23 protein-coding genes are annotated in these 23188 nt (G+C 71.9%); 14 read left to right on the forward strand and 9 right to left on the reverse strand.

The features are described from left to right. Positions 1-15 precede the first annotated feature (15 nt). A complete protein-coding gene (locus G472_RS0107210) occupies positions 16-435 on the reverse strand; it encodes an HRDC domain-containing protein (protein WP_029007837.1) in 420 nt (139 codons plus the stop codon). A gap of 194 nt (positions 436-629) precedes the next feature. Here G472_RS0107210 and G472_RS0107215 point away from each other — a divergent pair, with 194 nt between their 5' ends. From G472_RS0107215 to G472_RS0107225, 3 genes are all read left to right on the forward strand, one after another. Then, complete coding sequence (locus tag G472_RS0107215; RefSeq protein WP_029007838.1) at positions 630-1568, forward strand: response regulator; 939 nt, start codon at positions 630-632, stop codon at positions 1566-1568. Positions 1569-1620: 52 nt separating this feature from the next. Then, positions 1621-1926, forward strand: a complete 306-nt coding sequence (locus G472_RS31780; protein ID WP_029007839.1) for an STAS domain-containing protein — start codon at positions 1621-1623, stop codon at positions 1924-1926. A gap of 164 nt (positions 1927-2090) precedes the next feature. After that, positions 2091-2303, forward strand: a complete 213-nt coding sequence (locus G472_RS0107225) for a hypothetical protein (RefSeq protein ID WP_029007840.1) — start codon at positions 2091-2093, stop codon at positions 2301-2303. Positions 2304-2385: 82 nt separating this feature from the next. Here G472_RS0107225 and G472_RS0107230 read toward each other — a convergent pair whose 3' ends face one another. From G472_RS0107230 to G472_RS0107240, 3 genes are read right to left on the reverse strand one after another with little or no spacing between them, the layout of a single operon-like run. Next, the gene (locus G472_RS0107230; RefSeq protein ID WP_029007841.1) at positions 2386-2847 is read right to left on the reverse strand and encodes a ferritin-like domain-containing protein; all 462 of its coding nucleotides are present in this window, start codon (positions 2845-2847) and stop codon (positions 2386-2388) included. Positions 2848-2896: 49 nt separating this feature from the next. Further along, complete coding sequence (locus G472_RS31785; protein WP_084536503.1) at positions 2897-3808, reverse strand: alpha/beta hydrolase; 912 nt, start codon at positions 3806-3808, stop codon at positions 2897-2899. A 6-nt stretch (positions 3809-3814) separates the two neighbouring features. Continuing rightward, positions 3815-4984 (reverse strand): hypothetical protein, encoded by a 1170-nt coding sequence (locus G472_RS0107240; protein ID WP_029007843.1) that lies wholly within the window; start codon positions 4982-4984, stop codon positions 3815-3817. Positions 4985-5076: 92 nt separating this feature from the next. Here G472_RS0107240 and hrpB point away from each other — a divergent pair, with 92 nt between their 5' ends. After that, positions 5077-7623, forward strand: coding sequence for an ATP-dependent helicase HrpB (hrpB, locus tag G472_RS0107245; RefSeq protein ID WP_029007844.1), 2547 nt, complete (start codon positions 5077-5079; stop codon positions 7621-7623). A gap of 18 nt (positions 7624-7641) precedes the next feature. Here the strand turns inward: hrpB and amrS are convergent, their stop codons facing one another. Then, complete coding sequence (amrS, locus tag G472_RS0107250) at positions 7642-8727, reverse strand: AmmeMemoRadiSam system radical SAM enzyme (protein ID WP_029007845.1); 1086 nt, start codon at positions 8725-8727, stop codon at positions 7642-7644. Between the two features lie 104 nt (positions 8728-8831). Between amrS and amrB the strand changes: the two genes are divergently transcribed. Next, positions 8832-10190, forward strand: coding sequence for an AmmeMemoRadiSam system protein B (amrB, locus tag G472_RS0107255; RefSeq protein ID WP_029007846.1), 1359 nt, complete (start codon positions 8832-8834; stop codon positions 10188-10190). Positions 10191-10199: 9 nt separating this feature from the next. Here the strand turns inward: amrB and G472_RS0107260 are convergent, their stop codons facing one another. Continuing rightward, complete coding sequence (locus G472_RS0107260; RefSeq protein WP_035691453.1) at positions 10200-10643, reverse strand: MarR family winged helix-turn-helix transcriptional regulator; 444 nt, start codon at positions 10641-10643, stop codon at positions 10200-10202. 177 nt (positions 10644-10820) lie between these two features. Between G472_RS0107260 and rimO the strand changes: the two genes are divergently transcribed. The 3 genes from rimO (at position 10821) to G472_RS0107275 (ending at position 13027) form a co-directional block, all read left to right on the forward strand. Further along, a complete protein-coding gene (gene rimO / locus G472_RS0107265; RefSeq protein ID WP_029007848.1) occupies positions 10821-12179 on the forward strand; it encodes a 30S ribosomal protein S12 methylthiotransferase RimO in 1359 nt (452 codons plus the stop codon). Between the two features lie 7 nt (positions 12180-12186). Then, positions 12187-12528: an HNH endonuclease gene (locus G472_RS0107270; protein WP_029007849.1), complete on the forward strand. Its 342-nt coding sequence runs from the start codon at positions 12187-12189 to the stop codon at positions 12526-12528. A 124-nt stretch (positions 12529-12652) separates the two neighbouring features. Beyond that, positions 12653-13027 (forward strand): hypothetical protein, encoded by a 375-nt coding sequence (locus G472_RS0107275; RefSeq protein ID WP_245593413.1) that lies wholly within the window; start codon positions 12653-12655, stop codon positions 13025-13027. On the opposite strand, the gene G472_RS38740 is transcribed toward G472_RS0107275, so the two are convergent. Continuing rightward, the gene (locus tag G472_RS38740; protein ID WP_156927029.1) at positions 13018-13185 is read right to left on the reverse strand and encodes a hypothetical protein; all 168 of its coding nucleotides are present in this window, start codon (positions 13183-13185) and stop codon (positions 13018-13020) included. The genes G472_RS0107275 and G472_RS38740 overlap by 10 nt on opposite strands. 221 nt (positions 13186-13406) lie before the next feature. Here G472_RS38740 and G472_RS31790 point away from each other — a divergent pair, with 221 nt between their 5' ends. The 6 genes from G472_RS31790 to arfB all read left to right on the forward strand — a co-directional run bounded on the left by G472_RS31790 (position 13407) and on the right by arfB (position 20074). After that, the gene (locus tag G472_RS31790; protein WP_051340535.1) at positions 13407-14420 is read left to right on the forward strand and encodes a sensor histidine kinase; all 1014 of its coding nucleotides are present in this window, start codon (positions 13407-13409) and stop codon (positions 14418-14420) included. Positions 14421-14503: 83 nt separating this feature from the next. Then, entirely contained in the window at positions 14504-15118 is a 615-nt protein-coding gene (locus G472_RS0107285; protein WP_029007851.1) for a LuxR C-terminal-related transcriptional regulator, read from the forward strand. A gap of 93 nt (positions 15119-15211) precedes the next feature. Then, positions 15212-17176, forward strand: a complete 1965-nt coding sequence (treZ, locus tag G472_RS0107290; RefSeq protein ID WP_245593414.1) for a malto-oligosyltrehalose trehalohydrolase — start codon at positions 15212-15214, stop codon at positions 17174-17176. Further along, positions 17169-19238, forward strand: coding sequence for an amylo-alpha-1,6-glucosidase (locus G472_RS0107295; protein WP_029007853.1), 2070 nt, complete (start codon positions 17169-17171; stop codon positions 19236-19238). Before treZ ends, G472_RS0107295 begins: the two co-directional genes overlap by 8 nt. Before the next feature lie 149 nt (positions 19239-19387). Then, positions 19388-19588 carry a hypothetical protein gene (locus G472_RS0107300; protein WP_029007854.1) on the forward strand — a complete coding sequence of 67 codons (201 nt, stop codon included), beginning with the start codon at positions 19388-19390 and terminating at the stop codon, positions 19586-19588. 63 nt (positions 19589-19651) lie between these two features. Next, a complete protein-coding gene (arfB, locus tag G472_RS0107305) occupies positions 19652-20074 on the forward strand; it encodes an alternative ribosome rescue aminoacyl-tRNA hydrolase ArfB (RefSeq protein ID WP_029007855.1) in 423 nt (140 codons plus the stop codon). A gap of 66 nt (positions 20075-20140) precedes the next feature. On the opposite strand, the gene G472_RS0107310 is transcribed toward arfB, so the two are convergent. Both G472_RS0107310 and nirD read right to left on the reverse strand, forming a co-directional pair. Next, positions 20141-22840: a nitrate reductase gene (locus G472_RS0107310; RefSeq protein WP_084536505.1), complete on the reverse strand. Its 2700-nt coding sequence runs from the start codon at positions 22838-22840 to the stop codon at positions 20141-20143. Beyond that, the gene (gene nirD / locus G472_RS0107315; protein WP_029007857.1) at positions 22833-23183 is read right to left on the reverse strand and encodes a nitrite reductase small subunit NirD; all 351 of its coding nucleotides are present in this window, start codon (positions 23181-23183) and stop codon (positions 22833-22835) included. Before nirD ends, G472_RS0107310 begins: the two co-directional genes overlap by 8 nt. Positions 23184-23188 lie beyond the last annotated feature (5 nt).

The raw sequence follows: 23188 nt of genomic DNA on the forward strand, positions 1-23188 counted from the left end.
ACCGCCGGCACACCATCAATCGTCGATCAGCTCGTCCAGCGTGCTGCGCACCACCTGCACGATCTCGGCCCCGTGATGGCCGACGTCGATGTCGCGGGTGCCCACGATCACCGACAGTTCCCGCTCGGTGGTCGGAGCGAATCGGGCGATCTCGGGCAGCAGGTCGTCCGGCAGGAACGAGTCGCGCGACGCGCCGGTGCGCATGGCCATGCGCTCGCGCCAGGTGTTGAGCGCGCCCACGATGGCGCTTTCGATCTGTCGCGATTCCTCCTTGCGCCGCAGGTCCTGGTACAGCACCAGGATGCGCCAGGCGCCATCGGCGTAGGCGGTGTCGATCCGCTGCACCTCTACCGTGCGCAGGAACGCGGCCAACTGGGCCTGCGCCTCTTCGCGGTCCCCGTCGGGGATCTGGAACGTACGGATTTCCGTCGTCATCGCCGCCTCGTCACTGCCGCTTCCCTGCCCGCCCCGTCGGTCGGGCAGCAACCGTCAGTCTACACCAAGTGTCCGGTCGGCGGCAGCGAAAGCGCCGCATCCCCCGCCGACGGGATAGCCCGCAAGGGCCGGGCACCAAGGCCGCGCCGGCGCGTTGGAGTCGGGCAGCCCCACCGCGCCGAGCCCGTTCCGCCATGGCCGAATCCTCCCCCGCCTCCCGTCGCCTTCCCCCCTGGCTGCTCCGCCTGACGGTGGCCGTCGCCCTGATCATGGCGGCGGGCACGGCGGTGGTCGCCGCCTTGGAGGCCACGGGCATCTCCCCCTATCCCGAGCCCTTCGTCTTCCACAACGCCAACCGCATCGAGGCCGCCGCCGACCGGGCCTACCGCATGCCGGACTCCCTGCTGGTGGTGGCGCTGGGGACGGAGCGGCTGCGCATGGCCACGCTGGACGAGGCGCCCCTGGCCCGGCTGGGGCGGGGCGAGGGGCTGGAGTCGCTGCACCTCCTGCGCGTCACCAACGACGGAGCCGTGTTCGCCGACTTCGAGCCGCTGCTCGACCGCATCCTGGCGGTGCGACCCGACCTGGTGCTGATCGACCTGGACCTGCCGTTCCGCGAGCGGCGGCTCCTGGCGGCGATGGCGGAACACGCCCGCCGCCTGGCCGACCGGGTGGAAGCGGAACACCCCTTGCCGGCCCGCAACCAGGTGGCCCTGCAATATGCCAGGACCTGCGCCCCGCCCCCCGATGGCGGTCCCGCCGCCACCGCGGCGGAGCAGGAGAGCCGCTACACCCTGGCCGCCGACGCCACCGCATACGAGCGCGTGCGCGCCTTTGCCGAGCGCGCCGCCGTCGCGGGAACCCGCGTCGTCCTGCTGGAACTGCGCGATGCGCCGGCGCTGGAGGCGCTGCGCTTCGGAGACTCGTCCCACCCGCCGGAGGCGCTGGCGCGCGTGGCGGCCGACCCGGCCTTCGACCTGTGGCGTTTCCCCCGCGACCTGCACCGGGCGGATCTCTACTGCAACCACCGCCACCCGGGGGAGGAGGCGCGGCGGGCCTATTCCGCCTGGCTGGTCGCCACCATCGCCGCAACGGTCGGCCGTCCGGCAGCCGAGGCGGTGTCCATGCGCTGAACGGAGGGCGCGGCTGTCACCCGCGGTGCGCCTCTGGTAGACTGGCGGCGCCATGGACGTCACCATCCGCAGCGCCCCCGGCGCGACCGAGATCCGCCTGCACGGTCGCCTGACCTATGGCGCGACCGAGGCGTTCCGCGCCGCCCTGGACGGTATGGCCGGCCCCGCCGGGCACGGCGTCGTCGTCGACCTCGGCGCCCTGGAGTTCCTGGATTCCTCCGGCATAGGCATGCTGATCGTCGCGCGCGACCTCGCGCGCAAGCGCGGCCTTGCCTTCACGCTGCGCGCCGGTGCCGGCGACCTGGAGCGCTTGCCGGCGCTGGCGCGCTGGCGCGACCTGTTCGCCCTGTCGGAGTGAGGGGCTGACGGCCATCCGATGCGACAAACCGCCGCACCCCGCCGCCGGCCGGTTTGCGGCTATACCCATAATACGTGTAAGGACTTGGACGGGCGGCCAACGCCCGCCGCCGGGAATCGCCATCGGAGCAACCACCCCAGGGGCAGCAAGCAAGGATAACTCCCATGGCTTCGATCATGATCAAGGTGGCCCGCGAAGGCCTGATCTCCAAGGCGCTGAAGACGGCCGACATCGGTCCGACCAGCGGCGACTCCATCATCTACGAGATCCGGGACGTGCCGGAGGGCAAGACCGTCGACGACGTCATCGCCGCCTTCCGGACCTACAAGCCGGGCGACAAGGAATACGAGATCGACTGGGCCGCCCTGGCGTCGTGATGCAGGGTCCGGATCCGGGTCCGGAACCGGAACGGGGCCGCGTCCGCGGCCCCGCCCCCGCCCCGACACGGGATGCCGCGGTTTATCCCTTGCGCGGGTGGCGCGCCACCCAAGCCTCCAGTTCCCGCACGTGCTCCTCCTCTTCGGCGGCGAACTCCTCGGCCATCATGCGCACCTCGGGGTCCTCGGTGGCGGCGGCCACGCCGGCGTAGAAGGCATGGCCGCGCCGTTCGCTGTCGAGCGCCAGCTCCAGCGCATACTCCACCGTCATCAGGTAATGCGACCCCTCCATGGACGCCGCCTCGGGGCTCTCCTCGTCGGGCCATTGGTAATCGCCCGGCTGCAGGTCGGGGATGGGGCGGAAGGCGGACCGCTTGCGCGCATCGGCCAGGTGCAGACGGGAAAACTCCGCCATCTTGCCGAAGAAGGTGGCCACCTCCTGATTGCCGTAGGTCTTCATGGCCTCCGACAGATCGGCGAAGCGGCGGGCGGCATCCTCCTCCAGCTTCACGGCGTGGGCGAGGAACAGGGCAACGTCGTTCATGGGAACTCTTACCGGATAGGGGTGGGTCCGGGCAAAGACCATAAACCGATCACGGTCTTTCGCCAACCCGTTGCTGCGCCGCGGCAGAAACGCCATGTCCCGTCGCCCGGTCCAGGAAGACGGCGATGTCCCGGCCCAGCGTGTCGACGCACGGCGCCCGGTCATGCCCGGTGTCGGGCAGGATCGCCAGTTCGACGCTTCCGGCGGCTCCGGCGGCGTGTATGGCGCGGGCGGCGTCGGGCGCCACCGTATCGTCCAGCGCACCGTGGACGACCAGGACCGGGCACCGCACGGCGCGCACCGTCGCCACCGGGGCGATGGCGTCGAAGCGGTGGCCGATCACCCGCTCCACATAGCGGCAGACCAGCCAGCCCAGCGGCCGGTACGGCACCCGCATGCGGGTCAGCCACAGGCGCATGACCCGTTCGGGGTGGTCGAAGGCGGCGATGCTGACCACCGCCGCCGGCTCCGTCCGGCGCGACGCCACCAGCAGCGCCGCCGCAGCCCCGACGGAATGGCCCAGCAGCGCGATGCGCGCGGGATCGACGTCATGCCGCGCCAGCAGCCGGTCCAGCCCCGCCTCCAGGTCCTCGGCGAAGCGCGGCATGGACGAGAAGCTGTCGGGGTCGGAGCGGCCGTGGTTGCGGGCGTCCAGCAGCAGCACGCCATAGCCCGCGCGGTGCAGCGGCACCGCCAGCGGCAGCAGCAGTTCGGCGTTGGCGCCCCAGCCGTGCATCATCGCCACCGCCGGGTGCGGGCCGGGTCCCGCCGCGGGGATGAACCAGCCGAACAGCCGCTTGCCGCCCGCGGTGGCCACGGCCACCTCCTCCCCCGCCAGCCCGACGTCGGCCGGTCCGCCCGCCCCGGTCACCCGGGGCGCCCGGAAGCCGCGGTGCAGGGCCCAGCGCCCGCCGCCCAGAAGGGCGGCCAGCACGGCCAGGGTCCACAGGGCCGTCGTCATGGCGGGTCAAAACGCCTTGGGCGCTTCGCGCTTGCGATTGAGCACCACGTCGATGCGCTTGAACATGTCCTGCTCCTCGTCGAAGGACAGGCGGTGCTCACGCTCGGCCCGAACGTCGTTGAACAGGATGTTCAGGGCGCTTTGCAGGGCGGAGATGCAGCTTGCCAGGATCCAGTAGGTCCGCCGGGAGTCCTTGAGGAAGGCGACCAGCTTGCGCGGCCGGCCGGCCAGGAAGTCCTGGTGGCACGCCTCGTACTCGCGCAGGATGGCGCGCGCCTCCTCGCCGGTGGCGATCAGCTTCCTGGCGATCTGCCCCTTGAACATCCGGAGCTGCTCGCGGTACTCGCGGCTGACCGCCGCCGAATCGAAGGGGACCGAGGCCGGCGAGCCGAACCAGCGCAGCGCCTCGCCCATGCGCGGCGCCAGGTCGCGAAGCTGGACCTGATAGAAGGTGATGCCTTTCCACGCGCTGAACACCAGCGGCGCCTCGGCCTCCGCGATGCCGAAGGCGGCGATGAAGTCCCTGGCTTCCGGCAGGGCGGGATCCCACAGGGCCTCGATCACCTTGTCCTTGTCGGCGACGGTGCGGCGGTCGGCGGAAAAGGCTTTTTCGACGATCTCGGTGATCTTGACCGCGATGACCTGGCGTATCCGCGCGACCTCGACCGGGTCGAGCCGCAAATACTGTTCGCGAAAAGGGATGCGGTGGGCATCCAGGCAGTCCTTCACCAGGAACGGGTCGAGCGACGGGATCGTGTCGAGAAGGTTGAGGATCACCGTGTCGCGCTGCAGATCCTGCTGTTCCGCCTCGCCCCGCAGGCCGAGATACTCCTGCATCAGCGCGCCGTAGTTCTTCTGGCGCAGGTAGAAGGCGGAGCCGCCGTCACGCGGATGTTCGGAATCGTAGGGCAGGTAGATGCCGGTCTCGATGGGCCGGAAGTCCTCCGGTTCCTGCGGGCGGCCGCTCCATCCCGACAGGTCGCGCGGCGGCGGCAGGCGTTCGGGAAAGTTCGGATACTTGAAGATCACCCCGTGGTTGAGCGCGCCGGACGAGAACAGCCAGGTTTCCTTGGGCGCGCTGCGCGACAATTCGATAAGGTTCATCGCCACGCTCGACCCGCCATAGAGAATAGCATCCAGGACGGGGGAGTACTTCTTGACGTTGACGATGCGCATTCCCAACGGTCCACTGGGGCCGGTGACGGAACCGGCGGGGTGTGTTAGCTAAGCATGTAGCGCATTTTCTACAAAAACAAAGGCTCCTTGCGTTGTCGCCGCTGCCGATCGACACCGTTCTCCCCGACGTCCTCGCCGCGTTGGACCGTTCGGGCATCGCCGTTCTCCGGGCGCCGCCGGGCGCCGGCAAGACCACGCGGGTGCCGCTGGCCCTGCTGGACGCCCCCTGGCTGGCCGGGCGCAAGGTCGTGGTGCTGGAGCCCCGCCGGCTGGCCGCCCGTGCCGCGGCGCGGCGCATGGCGGCAATGCGGGGCGAAACGGTTGGGGAGACGGTGGGCTACCGCGTCCGCCTGGACACCCGCGTCGGCCCGAAGACCCGGATCGAGGTGGTGACCGACGGGCTGTTCCTGCGCCAGCTCCAGGACGACCCGGAACTGTCCGGCGTCGGCGCCGTCCTGTTCGACGAGTTCCACGAGCGCGGCATCGACAGCGACCTGGCGCTGGCCCTGTGCCTGGAGGCGCGCGGCGCCCTGCGCGACGACCTGCGGCTGGTGGCCATGTCGGCCACCCTGGACGGGGCGCCGGTGGCGGCGCTGATGGGCGGGGCACCGGTGGTGACCAGCGAGGGGCGCGCCTTCCCGGTGGAGACGCGCCACGTCGACGCCCCCGCCCCCGGCGCCCGCATCGAGGACGCGGTCGCCGCCACGGTGCGCCGGGCGCTGGCGGAGGAGTCCGGCAACCTGCTGGTGTTCCTGCCGGGAACCGGCGAGATCCGGCGCGTGCAGGCCCTGCTGGAGGACGGCGGGAGCGGCCCCGCCTCCGGCGTCATCATCGCCCCCCTCTACGGCGACCTGCCGGCCGAGGCGCAGGACCGCGCCATCGCCCCGGCCCCGCCCGGCACCCGCAAGGTGGTGCTGGCCACCGCCATCGCCGAAACCAGCCTGACCATCGAGGGCATCCGCGTGGTCATCGACAGCGGCCTGATGCGCGTGCCCCGCTTCGACCCGCGCAGCGGCATGACGCGGCTGGTCACCGTCAAGGTCTCCCGGGCATCGGCCGAGCAGAGGCGGGGCCGCGCCGGCCGGCTGGAGCCCGGCGTCTGCTACCGCCTGTGGCCGGAAGCGGCGCAGCGCGCGCTCGCCCCCTTCACCGCGCCGGAGATCCTCGACGCCGACCTGGCGCCGCTGGCGCTGGAACTGGCCATGTGGGGCGTGGCCGACGCGGCGACGCTGGCCTGGCTGGACCCGCCGCCGGCCGCCGCACTGGCGCAGGCGCGGGCGCTGCTGCGCGAACTGGGGGCGCTGGACGACTCCGGCGCCGTCACCGCGCACGGCCGCCGCATGGCCGGCTTCGGCGTCCACCCGCGGCTCGCCCACATGATGCTGGCGGGGCGGGACATGGGGCTGGGCGGGCTGGCCTGCGAGGTGGCGGCCCTGCTGGGGGAGCGGGACATCGTGCGCGCCCGGCCCGGCGCGCGCGACGCCGACCTGCGCCTGCGGGTGGAACTGCTGCGCGGGGCGGACGGGGACGGGCGCGGCAGCGGCCACCCGGGCCGCGGCCCCGGCGTGGACGTCGGCGCCGTCCGGCAGGTGCAGCGCCAGGCCCGGCAGTGGCAGCGCCAGCTTCGGGCCACCCCCGGGCAGGGCCATCCGGGGGCCACCGGCCTGCTGGTGGCGCTGGCCTATCCCGACCGCATCGCCCGGCGCCGCGCCGGCGGCAGCGGTGCCGGCGGGCAGGCGGCGCAATACCGCCTGTCCAACGGCCGCGGCGCCTTCTTCGCCGATCCGGAGCCGCTGGCGGCGGAGGATTGGCTGGCGGTGGCCGACCTGGACGGCGCCGCGCGGGAGGCGCGCATCTTCCTGGCGGCCCCGGTGACGCGCGCGGAACTGGAGGACACCTTCGCCGCCCACATCCGGGAGGAGGAGGCGGTCACCTGGGACGACCGGGAGCAGGCGGTGCTGGCGCGCCGGCGCCGCATGCTGTTCGCCCTGGTGCTCCAGGACGAGCGGCTGGCCGATCCGCCCGCCGACGCGGTGGTCGCGGCCATGCTGGCGGGCATCCGCGCCATGGGCGCCGCCTGCCTGCCGTGGACCGACGAGTTGCGGCGCTGGCAGGCCCGCGTCGCCTTCCTGCGCCGCATCGAGGGGGAGGAGTGGCCCGACGTCGCCGACACCGCCCTGATGGAGAGCCCGGAGGACTGGCTGGCCCCCTACCTGACCGGCATCACCCGGCGCGCCCATCTGGAGCGGCTCGACCTCGGCGGCGCCCTGCGCGCCCTCTTGCCATGGTCCCTGCGCACCCGGCTGGAGGAGGAGGCGCCAACCCACGTCACGGTGCCCAGCGGCTCACGCGTGCCCATCGACTATTCCGGCGAGGAGCCGGTGCTGGCGGTGCGCCTGCAGGAGATGTTCGGCCTGGCCGAGACGCCGCGGATCGCCGGCGGCCGGGTGCCGCTGCTGCTGCACCTGCTGTCGCCGGCCCGCCGTCCGGTGCAGGTGACCCGCGACCTCGCCAGCTTCTGGGCCAACGCCTACCGGGCGGTGAAGGCCGACCTCAGGGGTCAGTACCCCAAGCACTACTGGCCCGACGATCCCATGCAGGCGGAACCCACGGCGCGGGCAAAGCCGAGGGGGCGATGACCGCCGCCCCCCCGCTCCTCACGCCGCCGCGTGGTCCGCGAGCCGCACCGGGCGGCGGCGCGCGCCCCAGTGGCCGGGCTGCGGCTCGAACACGCCCGGCAGCGGGGTGCCGCAGGTGCGGCAGGCGCCGGCCTCGTCCAGGTGCCAGGCGGTGACGGTGTAGCCGCGCCGGCCGATCACCACCGTGCCGCAGCCGGCGCAGCGGGTTGCCGCCCGTTCGGAGTCGTCGACGTTGCCGACGTAGACGTGGTGCAGGCCGTTGCGTCGGGCGATGGCGTGGGCGCGGATCAGCGTGGCGTGGGATGTGCGTTCCTTATCGCGCATGCGGTGGTCGGGGTGGAAGGCCGAGAAATGCAGGGGCACGTCGGGGCCCAGTTCATCGCGGATCCACGCGGTCATGGCGTCCAGTTCGCCGTCGCCGTCGTTCTCGCCGGGGATCAGCAGGGTGGTGATCTCCAGCCAGACATCCGTCTCGTGGCGAATGTACTTCAGGGTGTCGAGCACGGGCGCCAGATGGGCGCCGGTCAGCGTGTGATAGAAGCCGTCGGTGAAGGCCTTCAGGTCGACGTTGGCGGCGTCCATGGCGCGGAAGAACTCGACCCGCGGCTCCGGGCAGATGTAGCCGGCGGTGACCGCCACGGTGCGGACGCCCGCGTCGCGGCAGGCGGCGGCCACGTCCACCGCGTACTCCAGAAAGATGACGGGGTCGTTGTAGGTGAAGGCGACGGAACGGCAGCCGGTCTCCGTCGCCGCCCGGACGATGGTGCGCGGATCGGCGGCGTCGGCCAGCGTGTCCATCTCCCGGCTGCGGGAGATGTCCCAGTTCTGGCAGAACTTGCAGGTGAGATTGCAGCCCGCCGTCCCGAAGGACAGCACCGGCGTGCCCGGCAGGAAGTGGTTCAGCGGCTTCTTCTCGATGGGATCGATGCAGTAGCCGGACGAACGGCCGTAGGTGGTGAGCACCAGCCGGTCGCCGCGGCGCTCGCGCACGAAGCACAGCGCCCGCTGCCCGTCGGACAGGCGGCAGTGGCGCGGGCACAGGTCGCATTGCAGGCGCCCGTCGTCCAGGCGGTGCCAATGGCGGGCGGGAAACGGCTCGGTCATTTCGTCGCAATCCTGCCGGTGACCGGTCGGGACACTGGAAATCTCCGGACGGGCTACCGAACTGTCGGTCATCACACCCCGGATAGATGGGAACTCCGCTGCCCGTGTCCACCGTCCGTTCCCCGGCCGTTGCCGGAACCTTCTACCCCGCCGACCCCGCGGCGCTTGAGCGCGCGGTGGACGACTGCCTGGACCGGGCGCGCGTGGAGCCGCTGCCGGCCAAGGCGATCGTCGCGCCCCACGCCGGCTACGTCTATTCCGGCCCGATCGCCGGCACCGCCTACGCCGCGGTGCTCCACCGGGCCGACCGGGTGCGCCGGGTCGTGCTGGCCGGGCCGGCCCACCGGTACCCCTTGCGCGGGATCGCCGTTCCCGGTGCGGACGGCCTGGCGACGCCGCTCGGTGTCGTGCCGGTCGACCGCGCCGCGCTCGACGCCATCGCCGATCTGCCGGGCGTGCAGACCCTGGACCGCGCCTTCGACGGGGAGCATTCCCTGGAGGTGCACCTGCCCTTCCTGCAGCGGGTCTTCCCCGACGCCGCGGTGGTTCCGCTGCTGGTGGGCGAGACGCCGGCGGACATGACGGAGCGGGTGCTGGAGCGGCTGTGGGGCGGGCCGGAGACGCTGGTGGTCGTCAGCTCCGACCTCAGCCATTTCCACGACTCCGACACCGCCCGCACGCTGGACCGCGCCACCTCCGACGCCATCGAGGCGGCAGCGCCGGAACGGCTGAGCGGCGACCGCGCCTGCGGGGTGATGCCGCTGGCCGGGCTGCTGCGCCGCGCCCGCGCGCTCGACCTGCGGGTGACCACGCGGGACCTGCGCAACTCCGGCGACACGGCGGGGGGCCGCGACCGGGTGGTCGGCTATGGCGCCTACAGTCTGGAACCGGCCGAGGAGGCGCGGCTGACCGACGACCAGCGCCGGCTGCTGCTCGACGCGGCCATGGCCGCGCTGCGCCACCGGGTGGAGCGGGGAGTGACTGTGGAGCCGGAGGCGGACGCCTTCCCCCTGCCCCTGCGGGCGGCGCGGCGGACCTTCGTGACGCTGGACCTGGACGGCAGCCTGCGCGGCTGCATCGGCACGCTGGAGCCGGTGGACCCGCTGGTTCGCGACGTCGCCGCCAACGCCGTCAAGGCGGCGATGCAGGACCCGCGCTTCGCGCCGCTGAGCGCGGCGGAACTGGCGCGCGTGTCGCTGACCGTATCCATTCTCAGCCACGACCGGCCCATCGCCTTCACCGGCGAGGCGGACCTGCTGGCGCAGCTCCGCCCCGGACGCGACGGGCTGATCATCGCCGACGGCACGCGGCGCGCGCTGTTCCTGCCCAAGGTGTGGGATGTCCTGCCGGACCCGCGCGACTTCCTGCACCACCTCAAGGCCAAGGCCGGGCTGGCGCCCGACCGGGAGACGGGCACCCTGCGCGCCCTGCGCTTCACCGCGGAAACCTTCGGCACGGCGTAAGACGCGCCGTCACGCCGCCCGGCGCTTCTCCAGCAGGCCGTCCAGCACCCGCCCGAGAAGGCCGGCCAGAGCCGTACGGTCATCGGGCGGCAGGTCGTCGATGATGCCGGCGAACGCCGCCAGCGGATCGTCCCGCAGCAGGTCCAGCGCCGGGTCGGTGGGGTGGAGCCGGATCACGCGCCGGTCCTCCGGCACGGGGACGCGCGTCAGCAGCCCCTTGCCCACCAGCACCTCCACGGTCTGGGACGCGGCGCCGCGGGTGGTGGCGTGAAAGTCGGCGAAGGCGGACACCGTGCGCCGGGCCGGACTCGCCGATGCGAAATAACGCAGCGCCGCCCATTGCGACGGCTTCAGCCCCTGCGCGTAGCCCAGGCTGTCCGCGACGTGGCCGATGTGCATCATCACCTCGGCGATGGCCCGGGCCGAAGCCGCGGCGGGCGGGTGGTTGGACATGGCGCCGGCCCTTTTTGCCCCTTCGCGCCCGCTTCCGGTCGGCAGGCGAAAATGTTAGCACACTAATATAAATAGTATGTTAACAGCGGCATCCCGACCTGTCCAGCACGGCGCCGGGCGCCGCGCGGGGCACGTCCGCAGACTTTCGGCTGGCGCCGCGGACCCGGTCACCTATATATGCGCGCCATGACCACGCCCGATCCCCGCACCGTCACCCGCGCCGCCCCCAGGGTCGGCATCGTCAGCCTCGGCTGCCCCAAGGCCCTCGTCGATTCGGAGCGCATCCTGACGCGCCTGCGCGCAGAGGGATACGAGATCTCCCCCTCCTACGACGGTGCCGACGCGGTCATCGTCAACACCTGCGGCTTCCTCGACAGCGCCAAGCGCGAGTCCCTGGACGCCATCGGCGAGGCGCTGAAGGAGAACGGCCGGGTCATCGTCACCGGCTGCATGGGCGGCGACGCGGGCGCCATACGGGCGGAGCATCCGGGCGTGCTGGCGGTCACCGGCCCGCACCAGTACGAGGCGGTGGTGGCCGCCGTGCACGAGGCGGTGCCGCCGGCCCACGATCCCTACGTCGATCTGGTGCCGCCCCAGGGCATCCGCCTGACACCGCGCCACTACGCCTATCTGAAGATTTCGGAGGGCTGCAACAACCGCTGCTCCTTCTGCATCATCCCCGACCTGCGCGGCGACCTGGTCAGCCGCCCCGTCGACAAGGTGCTGCGCGAGGCGGAAAAGCTGGCGGTCGGCGGCGTGAAGGAGCTGCTGGTGATCTCCCAGGACACCAGCGCCTACGGACTCGACCTGAAGTACGCGGAGCGGCCGTGGTACGACCGCACGGTGCGCAGCCGCTTCATCGACCTGTGCCGGGAGCTGGCCAACTTCGATCTGTGGGTGCGGCTCCACTACGTCTATCCGTACCCGCATGTGGACGAAGTCATCGGCCTGATGGCGGAGGGCCGCATCCTGCCCTACCTGGACATTCCCTTCCAGCACGCCTCGCCCACCGTCCTGAAGGCCATGCGCCGGCCGGCGGCCCAGGAAAAGACGCTGGACCGCATCCGCGCCTGGCGCCGCGACTGCGAGCATCTCGCCCTGCGCTCCACCTTCATCGTCGGCTTCCCCGGCGAGACGGAGGAGGACTTCGCGTTCCTTCTGGAATGGCTGAAGGAGGCGCAGCTCGACCGCGTCGGCTGCTTCCCCTACGAGCCGGTGGCCGGGGCCCGGGCCAACGAGCTGCCGGGCGCGGTGCCCGAGGAGGTCAAGCGGGAACGCCATCAGCGCCTGATGGAAACCCAGACCGCCATCAGCGCCGAGCGGCTGAAGCGCAAGGTCGGCTGGACGCTGGGCGTGCTCATCGACGAGGTGGACGGGGACGGCGCCATCGGCCGTTCCTACGCCGACGCGCCCGAGGTGGACGGCTGCGTCTTCCTGAACGGCGAGACCGGGGTTAAGCCGGGCGACATCGTGGACGTCACCATCGAGCACGCCGACGAGCACGACCTCTGGGGCTCCGTCGAACGGGCGGAGTGAGCGCGCCATGGCCGTCAGCCGCGACGACGCGCTGCTGATGGACGTGGCGCAGGGCGGCCGCTGCTTCTATTGCGGCGAGTCCGTGGGCGCAAAGGCCACCTTCGACCATCTCATTCCCCGCGCCTACGGCGGCGCCGACGAGCCGGCCAACGTCGTGCTGGCCCACGGCCGCTGCAACCGGCGCAAGGGCGACCGGCTGCCGACCCCCGACGAGGTAGACCGTCTGATCCGCCAGCGCCGCGGCAGCCGGCTGGGCGTCTGGCCGCCGCTGGTCGCCCTGCGCGACGCCGAACCCGGCGAGGAATGGATCGCGGTGGCCCGCGCCATCGCCAACCTGCTGCCGCGCTGACCTCTCCCCATTGCATAGATCCTCTGGCGTATCGGTGGTTATCCGATGCACCATGGGCCGCCCGGTACCGGGGGGCGGCCGCCCTCCGTCCGGCGATGCAACCACCCGAACGGAGTTCCTCTCTATGAAAATGCTGACGTCCCTGGCAGCGGCCACCCTGATGTCGCTGACGCTCGCCGCCCCCGTCGGTGCGCTGGCCCAGGGCAAGCAGGATTTCTCCCTGGTCAACCGTACCGGCTACACCATCAGTGAGGTTTACGTCAGCCCCAGCGCCTCCAACGACTGGGAAGAGGACGTCCTCGGCCGTGACGTGCTGTCCAACGGTGAGACGGTCCACATCACCTTCTCCCGCGGCACGAAGTCGTGCCATTGGGACCTCAAGGTCGTGTTCGACGACAGCGAGGAAGCGGAGTGGGAAAAGTTCGACCTCTGCACGGTCAGCAAGATTTCGTTGTCGTACGATCGGAACAAGGGCACGACCTGGGCCGACTACGAGTAATATTGCTGCGGGCCGGTGACCGATTCAATCACGGTCACCGGCATCCGACCCTGCGGCAAATGGACGCGACAAGGCATCCGCCGAGTATTCGGCAGCCCGGCGGCGCGCGGAAAAATCACCGACAACCATTGATATTTAAAGCGATCCATCGTGAGCACGATACGGATTCCGGGGGCAATGCGCCTCATCCCATAGGATGGTATGGGCTTTCCACAGTGCCGCAACGCGCTATCGACGCTGCCTGCATATCCCGTTATTCTAGCGATCAACATACATCCATATTCAACGGCCGGCACCCGCCGGCCGGGACGGCCACGGCGAACGCCACATGCGGGAATCAGCGACCACGACAGGGTATCGTCCGGAGCGCGCCGCGGGGGTGATCCTCGTCGTCGCGTGCCTGGTTCTCGCCGGCGGGTGGGCGGTGTTGAGCGCGGTGACGGAGCGTCCCGCGGGCACGCCGGTCATCCCGCCATGGCCGGCGATGCCCGGCGGCGTCCCGGCCCTTCTCGCCGTCGCGGCCATCGTCGGCCTGTGCATCCTGGCGCGGCAGGCGGTGGAGCGTGAACGCCGGATCGCCGCCGCCCTGCGCCGGGCGAACGCGGAGCTGGAAGCCGTGGCGCGCGAACACCGGCAGGCACGCTGCCGGGCGGAAGCGGCAAGCGCCGCCAAATCCCGCCTGCTGGCCTCCGTCACCCACGATCTGTCCCAGCCCGTGCGGGCCCTGCTGTTCCGGGTCGAAGCGGGTGTGCGCGAGTCCGTCGATCCGGCGATGCGCGCCCGCTTCGCGTGCATGCAGGAGATCGCCCGGCTGCAGCAGGACATGCTGGACCAGCTCGTCCACGCATCGGTGCTGGAATCCGGCCGGCTCACGCCGGTGCCGCAGTGCGTGCCCCTGGCGCCGATCCTGGAGCGGGTGTGCGCCCTGTACGCCGGCGAGGTCGCTGACAAAGGCATCGGACTGCGCCTGGTCCGAACATCCCTGTGGGTGCACAACGACCCGGTCCTGCTGTCGCGCATCATCCTCAACCTGATCACCAACGCCGTCCGCCACACGCGGTCGGGACGGGTGCTGGTCGGCTGCCGCCACGGTGAGGACGCGCTGCGGATCGAGGTGTGGGACACCGGCCCCGGTATCCCCGCCGATGAGATCGAGGCGATCTTCGACGAGTTCCGCCGCGGGTCCGGTGCGGCGGCCGGCGACGGGCGGCTGGGGCTCGGCCTGTGCATCGTCCGGCGGACGGCCGACCTCCTGGGCTTCGGCATTCGCGTGCGCTCGCAGGTCGGCAGGGGGAGTTGCTTCGCCGTCACGCTGCCCTGGTCCTGCGTAAGCGATGGATCAACGGAAACGTCACCACAGGCCATCCGTTCCAAAGTTGCGCAAAAGATATAATGATAAAATTGTTGACGTCCAACCGGACAGGTGTGAGTATTCCAGTACTCACAAAGAATGACATGCGCCGGACGGAGAAGACTATGCGTCTGTTGATTGCCGACGACCATGTGATGGTTCGCGACGGGCTCCGACCTTTCCTGCTTGAGCTGGGAAAGAATGTTGACGTGTATGAAGCAGGAACGTTCGGCGAGGTGCTCGAAGTGTTGTCGAGCGTGTCCGACATCCGCCTCCTGCTGCTCGACATGCGGATGCCGGGTATGGACGGACCCGCCGGCATCCGGATGATCCGGGAACGGTTCCCGACCCTCCCGATCGCCGTCCTGTCCTCGGTCACCGACCGCCGGACCATCCTCACCACCCTGGCCCAGGGCGTGTCGGGCTTCATCCCCAAACGCCTCAGCGCGCAGGCCATGGTATCGGCCCTGCGCCTGATCATCGCCGGCGAGCGCTACGTGCCCGCCGCGCTGATCGAGGAGGATCGCGCGTCCATGGCCGAGAACGACGGTCCGGAACGGAACCTGACGACCCGCGAGCGCGAGATCCTCGACCTGCTGCGGGAGGGGCTATCGAACAAGCTGATCGCCCGCCGGCTGAACGTCAGCGAGGTGACGATCAAGTCGCACCTCTGCCACGTCTTCCGCAAGTTGGGGGTGCAGAACCGGGTGCAGGCCGCACGCTTCGCCGCGGGGATGTGATACGGCGGCCGGCGGGCCGCGGGAGCAAGGGGCGGGCTGCGCTGTTGTCGGGGGCACCGGACGGATGGCCGTCCCCTGTCGAGGTGCCCTTGCGTGACCAGTCCCGGCGAAGAGTCCGCCGCCCTTCGTGCCGCCGGCATCGAGGAGCATCCGCAGGCCGGCGCGGTGACACGCCTCTATCCCGTGGGCGCCGAAGCCCTGCCGGGTGACCGTCTGAGCGTGCGCGTATGGGCCCCCGCGGCGCAGCGAGTCGCCGTCGTCGCAGAGCCGGAAGGCCGCGCCCTGCCCCTGGACGCCGAAACGGACGGTTATTTCACCGGGCTGCTCGACGGGTTTCCCGTCGGCAGCCTGTACCGATTCCGTCTGGACGGCGGCGACACCCTGCTGCCCGATCCCGCATCCCGCTTCCAGCCGGAAGGGCCGCACGGCCCGTCGCAGGTCGTCGATCCCCGCCGATTCGCCTGGACCGACGACACCTGGCTCGGCCGTTCCATCGACGAGGCGGTGATCTACGAACTGCACGTCGGCACCTTCACCCCCGAGGGCACCTGGGAAGCGGCGGAGCGCGAATTGCCGCACCTGGCCGAACTGGGCATCACCGTGGTGGAACTGATGCCGGTCGCCGATTTTCCCGGACGCTTCGGCTGGGGCTATGACGGCGTCAATCTGTTCGCACCGACGCGGCTGTATGGCCCGCCCGACGCCATGCGCCGCTTCGTCGACCGTGCCCACGCGCTGGGCATCGCCGTGATCCTGGACGTGGTCTACAACCACTTCGGGCCGGACGGGAATTATCTCGGCCAGTTCTCGGACACCTACACCACCGACCGCTACGACAACGAATGGGGCGACGCCATCAACCTCGACGGCCCCGGCAGCGGTCCGGTGCGCGCCTTCTTCCTGGCCAACGCCGCCTATTGGATCGACGAGTTCCACCTGGACGGGCTGCGGCTGGACGCCACGCAGCAGATGTTCGACGCCTCGACGCCGCACATCCTGGCGGAGCTGCGCCGCGCCGTGGCACGCGCGGCGCGGGGCCGGGTCACCATCGTGATCGGCGAGAACGAACCGCAGGACACGGGCCTCGTCCGGCCGCTCGACGCCGGCGGCTGCGGGCTGGATGCGCTGTGGAACGACGACTTCCACCACTCCGCCATGGTGGCCCTGACGGGGCGGAACGAGGCCTACTACTGTGATCACCGCGGCACCCCGCAGGAATTCGTGTCGGCCATGAAGCACGGGTTCCTCTACCAGGGCCAATGGTACCAATGGCAGAAGCAGCCACGGGGCACCCCGGCCTTCGGCGTGCCGCCGTCGGCGTTCGTCACCTTCCTGCAGAACCATGACCAAGTCGCCAATTCCGGCAACGGGCGGCGCGGCCACACCCTGGCGGCGCCCGGCTGCTGGCGGGCGATGACGGCGGTGCTGCTGCTGGGCCCCGGCACGCCCATGCTGTTCCAGGGGCAGGAGTTCGCGGCGTCCGCCCCCTTCCTGTACGTCGCCGACCACACGCCGGAGCTGGCGGCCCGGGTGGCCGAGGGGCGCGCCGCGTTCCTGCGGCAGTTTCCCAGCCTGAACACCCCGGCCATGCAGCGGCACCTGGCGCCGCCCCACGAGGAGGAGACCTTCACCCGTTGCAAGCTCGACCACGGGGAGCGGGAGCGCAACCGGCCGGTGTGGGAGATGCACCGGGAGCTGTTGCGCCTGCGCCGCGAGGACCCGGTGCTGCGCAACCCCCGCGCCGGCGGGCTGGACGGGGCGGTGCTGGGCGACGAGGCGTTCGTCCTGCGCTGGTTCGGCGGGGACGGAGACGACCGGCTGCTGTTGGTCAACATGGGCCACGACCTGCCGCTGGTGCCCATGCCCGAACCCCTGCTCGCACCCCCGGCGGGGCATCGCTGGGCGGACCTGTGGACCAGCGAGGACGTGGCCTACGGCGGCGACGGCATCCCGCCGGTGGCCGAAGGCGCCGGAAGCTGGACGCTGCCCGGGCACGCCGCGGTGCTGCTGGCCGCCCGCCCCTTTGACGACCAAGCGCCGGAAGGAGAGCATGGCTGAAATCGTCCGCACCCTGAACCGCGACGACCGGGACCTGACATCGGACGCCGCGGTGACGCGCGAGTGGCTGGTGACCAACGGGCTGGGCGGCTTCGCATCGGGCACGGTGAGCGGTGCGGTGACGCGGCGCTACCACGGCCTGCTGGCGGCGGCGTTGCCGGCCCCGTTCGGCCGCGTGGTGATGCTGAGCCAGCTCGGCGACCGCCTGATCCTGCCGGACGGCACCGTGCACCCGCTGGGCTGTGACGAGCCGGCGCCCTTCGGCGGCGAGCGCGGCGGCATCGGCAACCTCGTGCAGTTCCGCCTGGAGGCCGGGCTGCCGGTGTGGCGCTACGAGACGGATGGGGTGGTGGTGGAAAAGCAGATCGTCCTGCCCCACCGCCAGAACATCGTCCACGTCACCTACCGCGTGCTGCGCGCGCCGGCGCCGGTGACGTTGCAGCTCCGCCCCTTCCTGGCCTTCCGCCAGATCGAGGCGGCGGTGGACCGGCCGCTGTCGCGCACCTACCGGCTGGGCGCCGAGGGGTGCCGCTACGAGGTGTCGGCCGGCCCCGACCTGCCGGTGCTGCGCCTGTCCATCCGGGGGGCCGACCTGCCGCTGACCCTCGACGGCGGCGACCGCCGCGACGCGGTCTATCCCGTGGAGGCGGAACGCGGCTACGACTCCCGCGGGGCCCTGTGGACGCCGGGCTTCTTCAGCGGCCAGGTCCACCAGGGGCAGGTGCTGACCTTCATCGCCTCGGCCGAGGAATGGCGCCGGGTGGACGCGTTGCCGCCCGCCGACGTCCTGCGCTTCGAGGTGGAGCGCCGCCGCCGCCTCGTCCGCCAGGCCCACCCCGCCCTGCGCAACGGTGCCATGGCGGAACTGGTGCTGGCGGCCGACAGCTTCGTGTTCGTGCCGACGGGACGGGTCGCCGACATGATGCGGGCGCGGGCCGAGGGGGACGAGGTGCGCACCGTGATCGCCGGCTACCATTGGTTCACCGACTGGGGCCGCGACACCATGATCAGCCTGGAGGGGCTGACGCTGGCCACCGGGCGGCCGGTGGAAGCGGGGTGGATTCTGCGCACCTTCGCCCATTACATCCGCGACGGACTGATTCCCAACATGTTCCCCGACGGCCGGGACGACGGGCTGTACCACACCGCCGACGCTACCCTTTGGTTCTTCCACGCGCTGCACCGCTACGTCCGCGCCACCGGTGACCGCGCCACCTTGCAGATCATCCTGCCCAAGCTGGTGGAGGTGATCGAGGCGCACCGCCGCGGCACCCGCTTCGGTATCGGGGTGGATCCCGGCGACGGGCTGCTGCGCCAGGGCGAGGCCGGCTACCAGCTCACCTGGATGGATGCGAAGGTCGACGACTGGGTGGTCACGCCGCGGCGGGGCAAGGCGGTGGAGATCAACGCCCTTTGGTACAACGCCCTGCGCCTCACCGCCGACTGGCTGGAGGAGGAGGAGGGGCCGGGCGCCGCCGCTCCCTACCGCGAGCTGGCGGAGCGGGCCCGCAGCGCCTTCAACCGCCGCTTCTGGAACGAGGAGGCCGGCCACCTCTACGACGTGGTGGACGGCGAGGACGGCGACGACCCCGCCTGCCGCCCCAACCAGATCTTCGCCGTGTCCCTCGACCACCCCGTGCTCGACCGCCACCGCTGGGAGCCGGTGGTGGATACGGTGCGGGAGCGGCTGCTGACCCCGGTCGGCCTGCGCTCGCTCGCGGCGGGGCACCCCGACTACAAGCCGCGCTATTACGGCGACCTGCGCGCCCGCGACGCCGCCTATCACCAGGGCACCGTGTGGGGCTGGCTGATCGGCCCCTTCGTCGATGCCTGGCTGAAGCTGCACCCCGACGACACGGCCGGCGCCCGCCGGTTTCTGGAAGGCTTCCTGCCCCATCTGGACGAGGCCGGCGTCGGCACCATCAGCGAGGTCTTCGATGCAGACCCCCCATTCACCCCGCGCGGCTGCATCGCCCAGGCCTGGAGCGTGGCGGAGGTGCTGCGCTGCTGGGCGAAAACGCAGGACGGCGGTGAAGGGAAGCAAGCAGGCATCCGGTTATGACAGCCATGCTGCCCCACCTTCATGGCAGCCATGCTGCCCTATCGCGGCCCCGCCGCTTGCCCCTGCGCCGCCCCCGGCCTAGGATTGCTGCAACGCAATAAGAAAGACCCCCGGGAGGGGCGCCTTCTCGAACCCAAGAGGAGGTCCATGTGATCACGCATCCCGAATTCGGCGTCTACCCGTCCCCCGAAGAACTCCGCGCCATCATGCACGAGGCCAACCGGGAACGCGCCCGCTACATCCGCGCGACTGTCGGCCGCCTGTTCGGCGCCCTGGCGGCGGCGGTGACGCCGCGCCGCCGCGAGGCGGTGCTGACCGTTCCGGCCATGTCCTTCGGCACCCGGCGCTGACGCCCTCCGGATCGCATCAAACCGGTATCGGTTTGGTGCGATCCGATTTAGGGTGTCACCGTCATGATCCGCATCACGCACCGCATATCCGTTGACGAGAGCGAGCTTCAGGAGGAGTTCGTGCGCGCCTCCGGTCCCGGCGGCCAGCACGTCAACAAGACATCCTCGGCGGTTCAGCTCCGCTTCGACGTGGCGGCGTCCCCCAACATTCCCCCGGACGTGAAGGCCAGACTCGTCCGTCTGGCCGGCTCCCGCATGACCTCGGAGGGAGTCCTGATCCTCGTCGGCGACACCTACCGGTCGCAGATGCGAAACCGCGAGGACGTTCGGGAACGGCTGATCGACCTGATCCGCGACGCCACCGTCGTCCCGAAAACCCGCCGCCCGACCAAGCCGACGTTCGGTTCCAAGCAGCGGCGCCTGGAGGGCAAAGCCAAACGGGCCGAGGTCAAGCAAGGCCGCCGGGGGCCGACGCCGCAGGATTGAGGGGAGCCTGCAACGCCGGCAATGGGGCCTGATCCGATGGCCTCCCCTCCCGACGCCCCGCCGCCCTCACGCCGCCGCCCCCTCCCGAACCGCCGCCAGGATCTCGCGCAGTTCCGGCACGCACGAGCCGCAGTTCGTGCCGGCGTTGAGCGCCCGCCCGATTGCCTCCACGCTGGTCAGGCCGCCGTCGCGCACCGCCGCGGTCAGGCGGTCGAGCCCGACACGGAAGCAGGAGCAGACGATGCGGCCCTCCGCCGCCGCCGGCTCGGACGAGCGGCCGGAGAGCACCGCCAGGCGGGCGGCGGCGTCCAGCGGCTCCCCGGCCAGCAGGCGCAGCAGCCGGTCGCGCGACGGCAGGGCGCCGTCAGCCGCCAGGAACAGGCAGGCGGCCAGGCGGTCATCGGCGATCCAGGCGCGGCGCAGCACGCCGCGGCGGCGATCCTCGTAATCCACCGTGTCGGCACCGGCCGGGGACAAGCCGGGAAACAGGTCGGCCAGCGCGCCGGCGTCGGGCGGGGCGTCCTCCCCGGCCAGCGCCAGGACGTGGCCGCCGGGCACGGCGTGGCGGGCCCAGTAGCCGGCGTGCCGCGGCTCCACCGGTTCGCGCGACAGCAGGCAGCCGGCCCAGCGCAGCGTCACCGGCTCCACCCGCGCCGGCATCGCCTTCAGCTCCGGCTGGCCGGAGACGGGGTCGGCGACGGCGTCGATGAGCGTGCCCGCCACGCACGCGCCGGTGAAGCGGTCCGTCCAGTGCATGGGCAGGAAGGCTTCGCCCGGCCGCTGCCCGTCCTTCAGCGCGGCGCGGGCCAGGGCGGTCCCGGTGGCGGTGACGATGCGCACCACGGCGCCGTCCGTGACGCCGGCCCGCGCGGCGTCCGCGGGGTGCAGGTCGACGCAGGGCTCCGGCGTGTGGGCCGACAGGCGCGGCGACCGGCCGGTGCGGGTCATGGTGTGCCAGTGGTCGCGGGTGCGGCCGCTGTTGAGCCACAGCGGGAAGTCGGCGCTGCGGGCGCGGGCCGGCGGCCGGCCGGTCACCGGCAGCAGCCGCGCCCGGCGGTCGGGCGTGAAGAATCCGCCGTCGGCGAACAGGCGGCGGGTCGGCGCCTCCCCCGCGCGCATCGGCCAGGGGGCGGAGGTGAGAGCGTCGTAGGCCGCGTCGTCCAGCCCGGCCAGGGCCCCGATGTCGAAGTCGCGGCTGCCGCCGTTCTCGAAGGCGGAGAGGGCCGCGTGTTCCCGGAAGATGGTGGCCGGGCGGTCGTAGGCGAAGGCGTCCGCCCACCCCAGCGCGCGCCCCAGGGCCGAGACGATCCACCAGTCCGGCCGCGCCGCGCCGGGCAGCGGCAGGAACGGGCGCTGGCGCGCGATGGTGCGGTCGGAGTTGGTGACGGTCCCGTCCTTCTCCCCCCACAGGGCGGCGGGCAGCGTCAGATGGGCCAGCCGGGCCGTGTCGGTGTCGGCGAAACCGTCGGAGACGGCGACGAAGTCGCAGCGCGACAGGGCGGCGCGCAGCCGGCCGGCGTCGGGGACGCTGACCGCGGGGTTGGTCGCCATGATCCACAGGGCCCGGATGCGCCCGTCCTCCACCGCGCGGAACAGGTCGACGGCCTTCAGCCCCTCCCGCACCGCCATGCGCGGGGCGTTCCAGAAGCGGCGCACCCGGTCCACCTCGGTCGCCGAGAACCCCATGTGGGCGGCAAGCTGGTTGGCCAGCCCGCCGACCTCCCGCCCGCCCATGGCGTTGGGCTGGCCGGTCACCGAGAACGGCCCCATGCCCGGCCGGCCGATCCGCCCGGTGTAGAGATGGGCGTTGAGGATGGCGTTGACCTTGTCGGTGCCGCGCGCCGACTGGTTGACGCCCTGGGAGAACACGGTGACCACCCGCTCCGTCGCCGCGAACAGGTCGTAGAAGCGGCGCACGGCGGCGGGGTCCAGGCCGCACAGGGCGGCGGCGCGCTCCGGCGTCGGCGCCTCGGCCAGCGCGGCGGCCACGGCCCCCGCCGCCCCGTCGGTGTGCCGCTCGACGAAGGCGGCGTCGCCGTGGCCGCCGGCGTGCAGGTGGGCGAGCAGGCCGTTGAACAGGGCCACGTCGGCGCCGGGGGCAAGCGCCAGGTGCAGGTCGGCCTCGTCGCAGGCGGCGGTGCGGCGGGGATCGACCACGACGATGCGCGTCCCCCGCTCCCGTCGCGCCGCCAGCAGGCGCTGATGCAGCACCGGGTGGCACCACGCGAGGTTGGAGCCGACCAGCACCACCAGGTCCGCCTGCTCCAGATCGCCGTAGGTGCCGGGCACCGTGTCGCTGCCGAAGGCGCGCTTGTGGCCGGCCACCGTGGAGGCCATGCACAGGCGCGAGTTGGTGTCGATGTTGGCCGTGCCGATGAAGCCCTTCATCAGCTTGTTGGCGACGTAATAATCCTCGGTCAGCAACTGGCCGGAGACGTAGAGCGCCACCGAATCCGGGCCGTGGTGGTCGATGGCGTGACGGAAGGCGGCGGCCAGCGTGCCGATGGCGCGGTCCCACGACACCGGCCGCCCGTCCAGATGCGGGTGCAGCAGACGGCCCTGCGTCCCCACCGTCTCCGCCAGGGCGGCACCCTTGGAGCACAGCCGGCCGCGGTTGGCGGGATGATCGGGGTCGCCGCGCACCGTCACCGCACCGTCCGGCCCGGTCTCGGCGAGCACGCCGCAGCCCACGCCGCAATAGGGGCAGGTGGTGCGGACGGTGCGACCCGCACCACCGTCCCGCGGGATGCCGGACCCGTCAGGCACCGGCCGCCTCCGCGAAGGCGGGGTTGGCGATCTGGATGACGCCGTCGACCACCCGCACGGGCACGCTGGTGGCGGTGCAGGCGTCCGGCCCCGCGGTGCGGCCGCTTTCCAGGTCGAAGACCATGCCGTGCAGCGGGCAGGTGACGCTGCGGCCGTGGACGATGCCGTTGGACAGCGGTCCCGCCCCGTGGGGACAGCGGTCGCGCAGGGCGAAGACCTCGTCGGTGCCGGTGCGGAACACCGCGATGTCGCCGCCGGGCGCCCGGACGACGCGGGCACCGCGGGCGGGGATGTCGGCGACACGGCCGACGGCGATCCAGGAGGGGGCGTTGATGGCGTTCATGGCGG

The sequence above is a fragment of the Azospirillum halopraeferens DSM 3675 genome (genome assembly GCF_000429625.1).
GTDB classification, from domain to species: domain Bacteria; phylum Pseudomonadota; class Alphaproteobacteria; order Azospirillales; family Azospirillaceae; genus Azospirillum; species Azospirillum halopraeferens.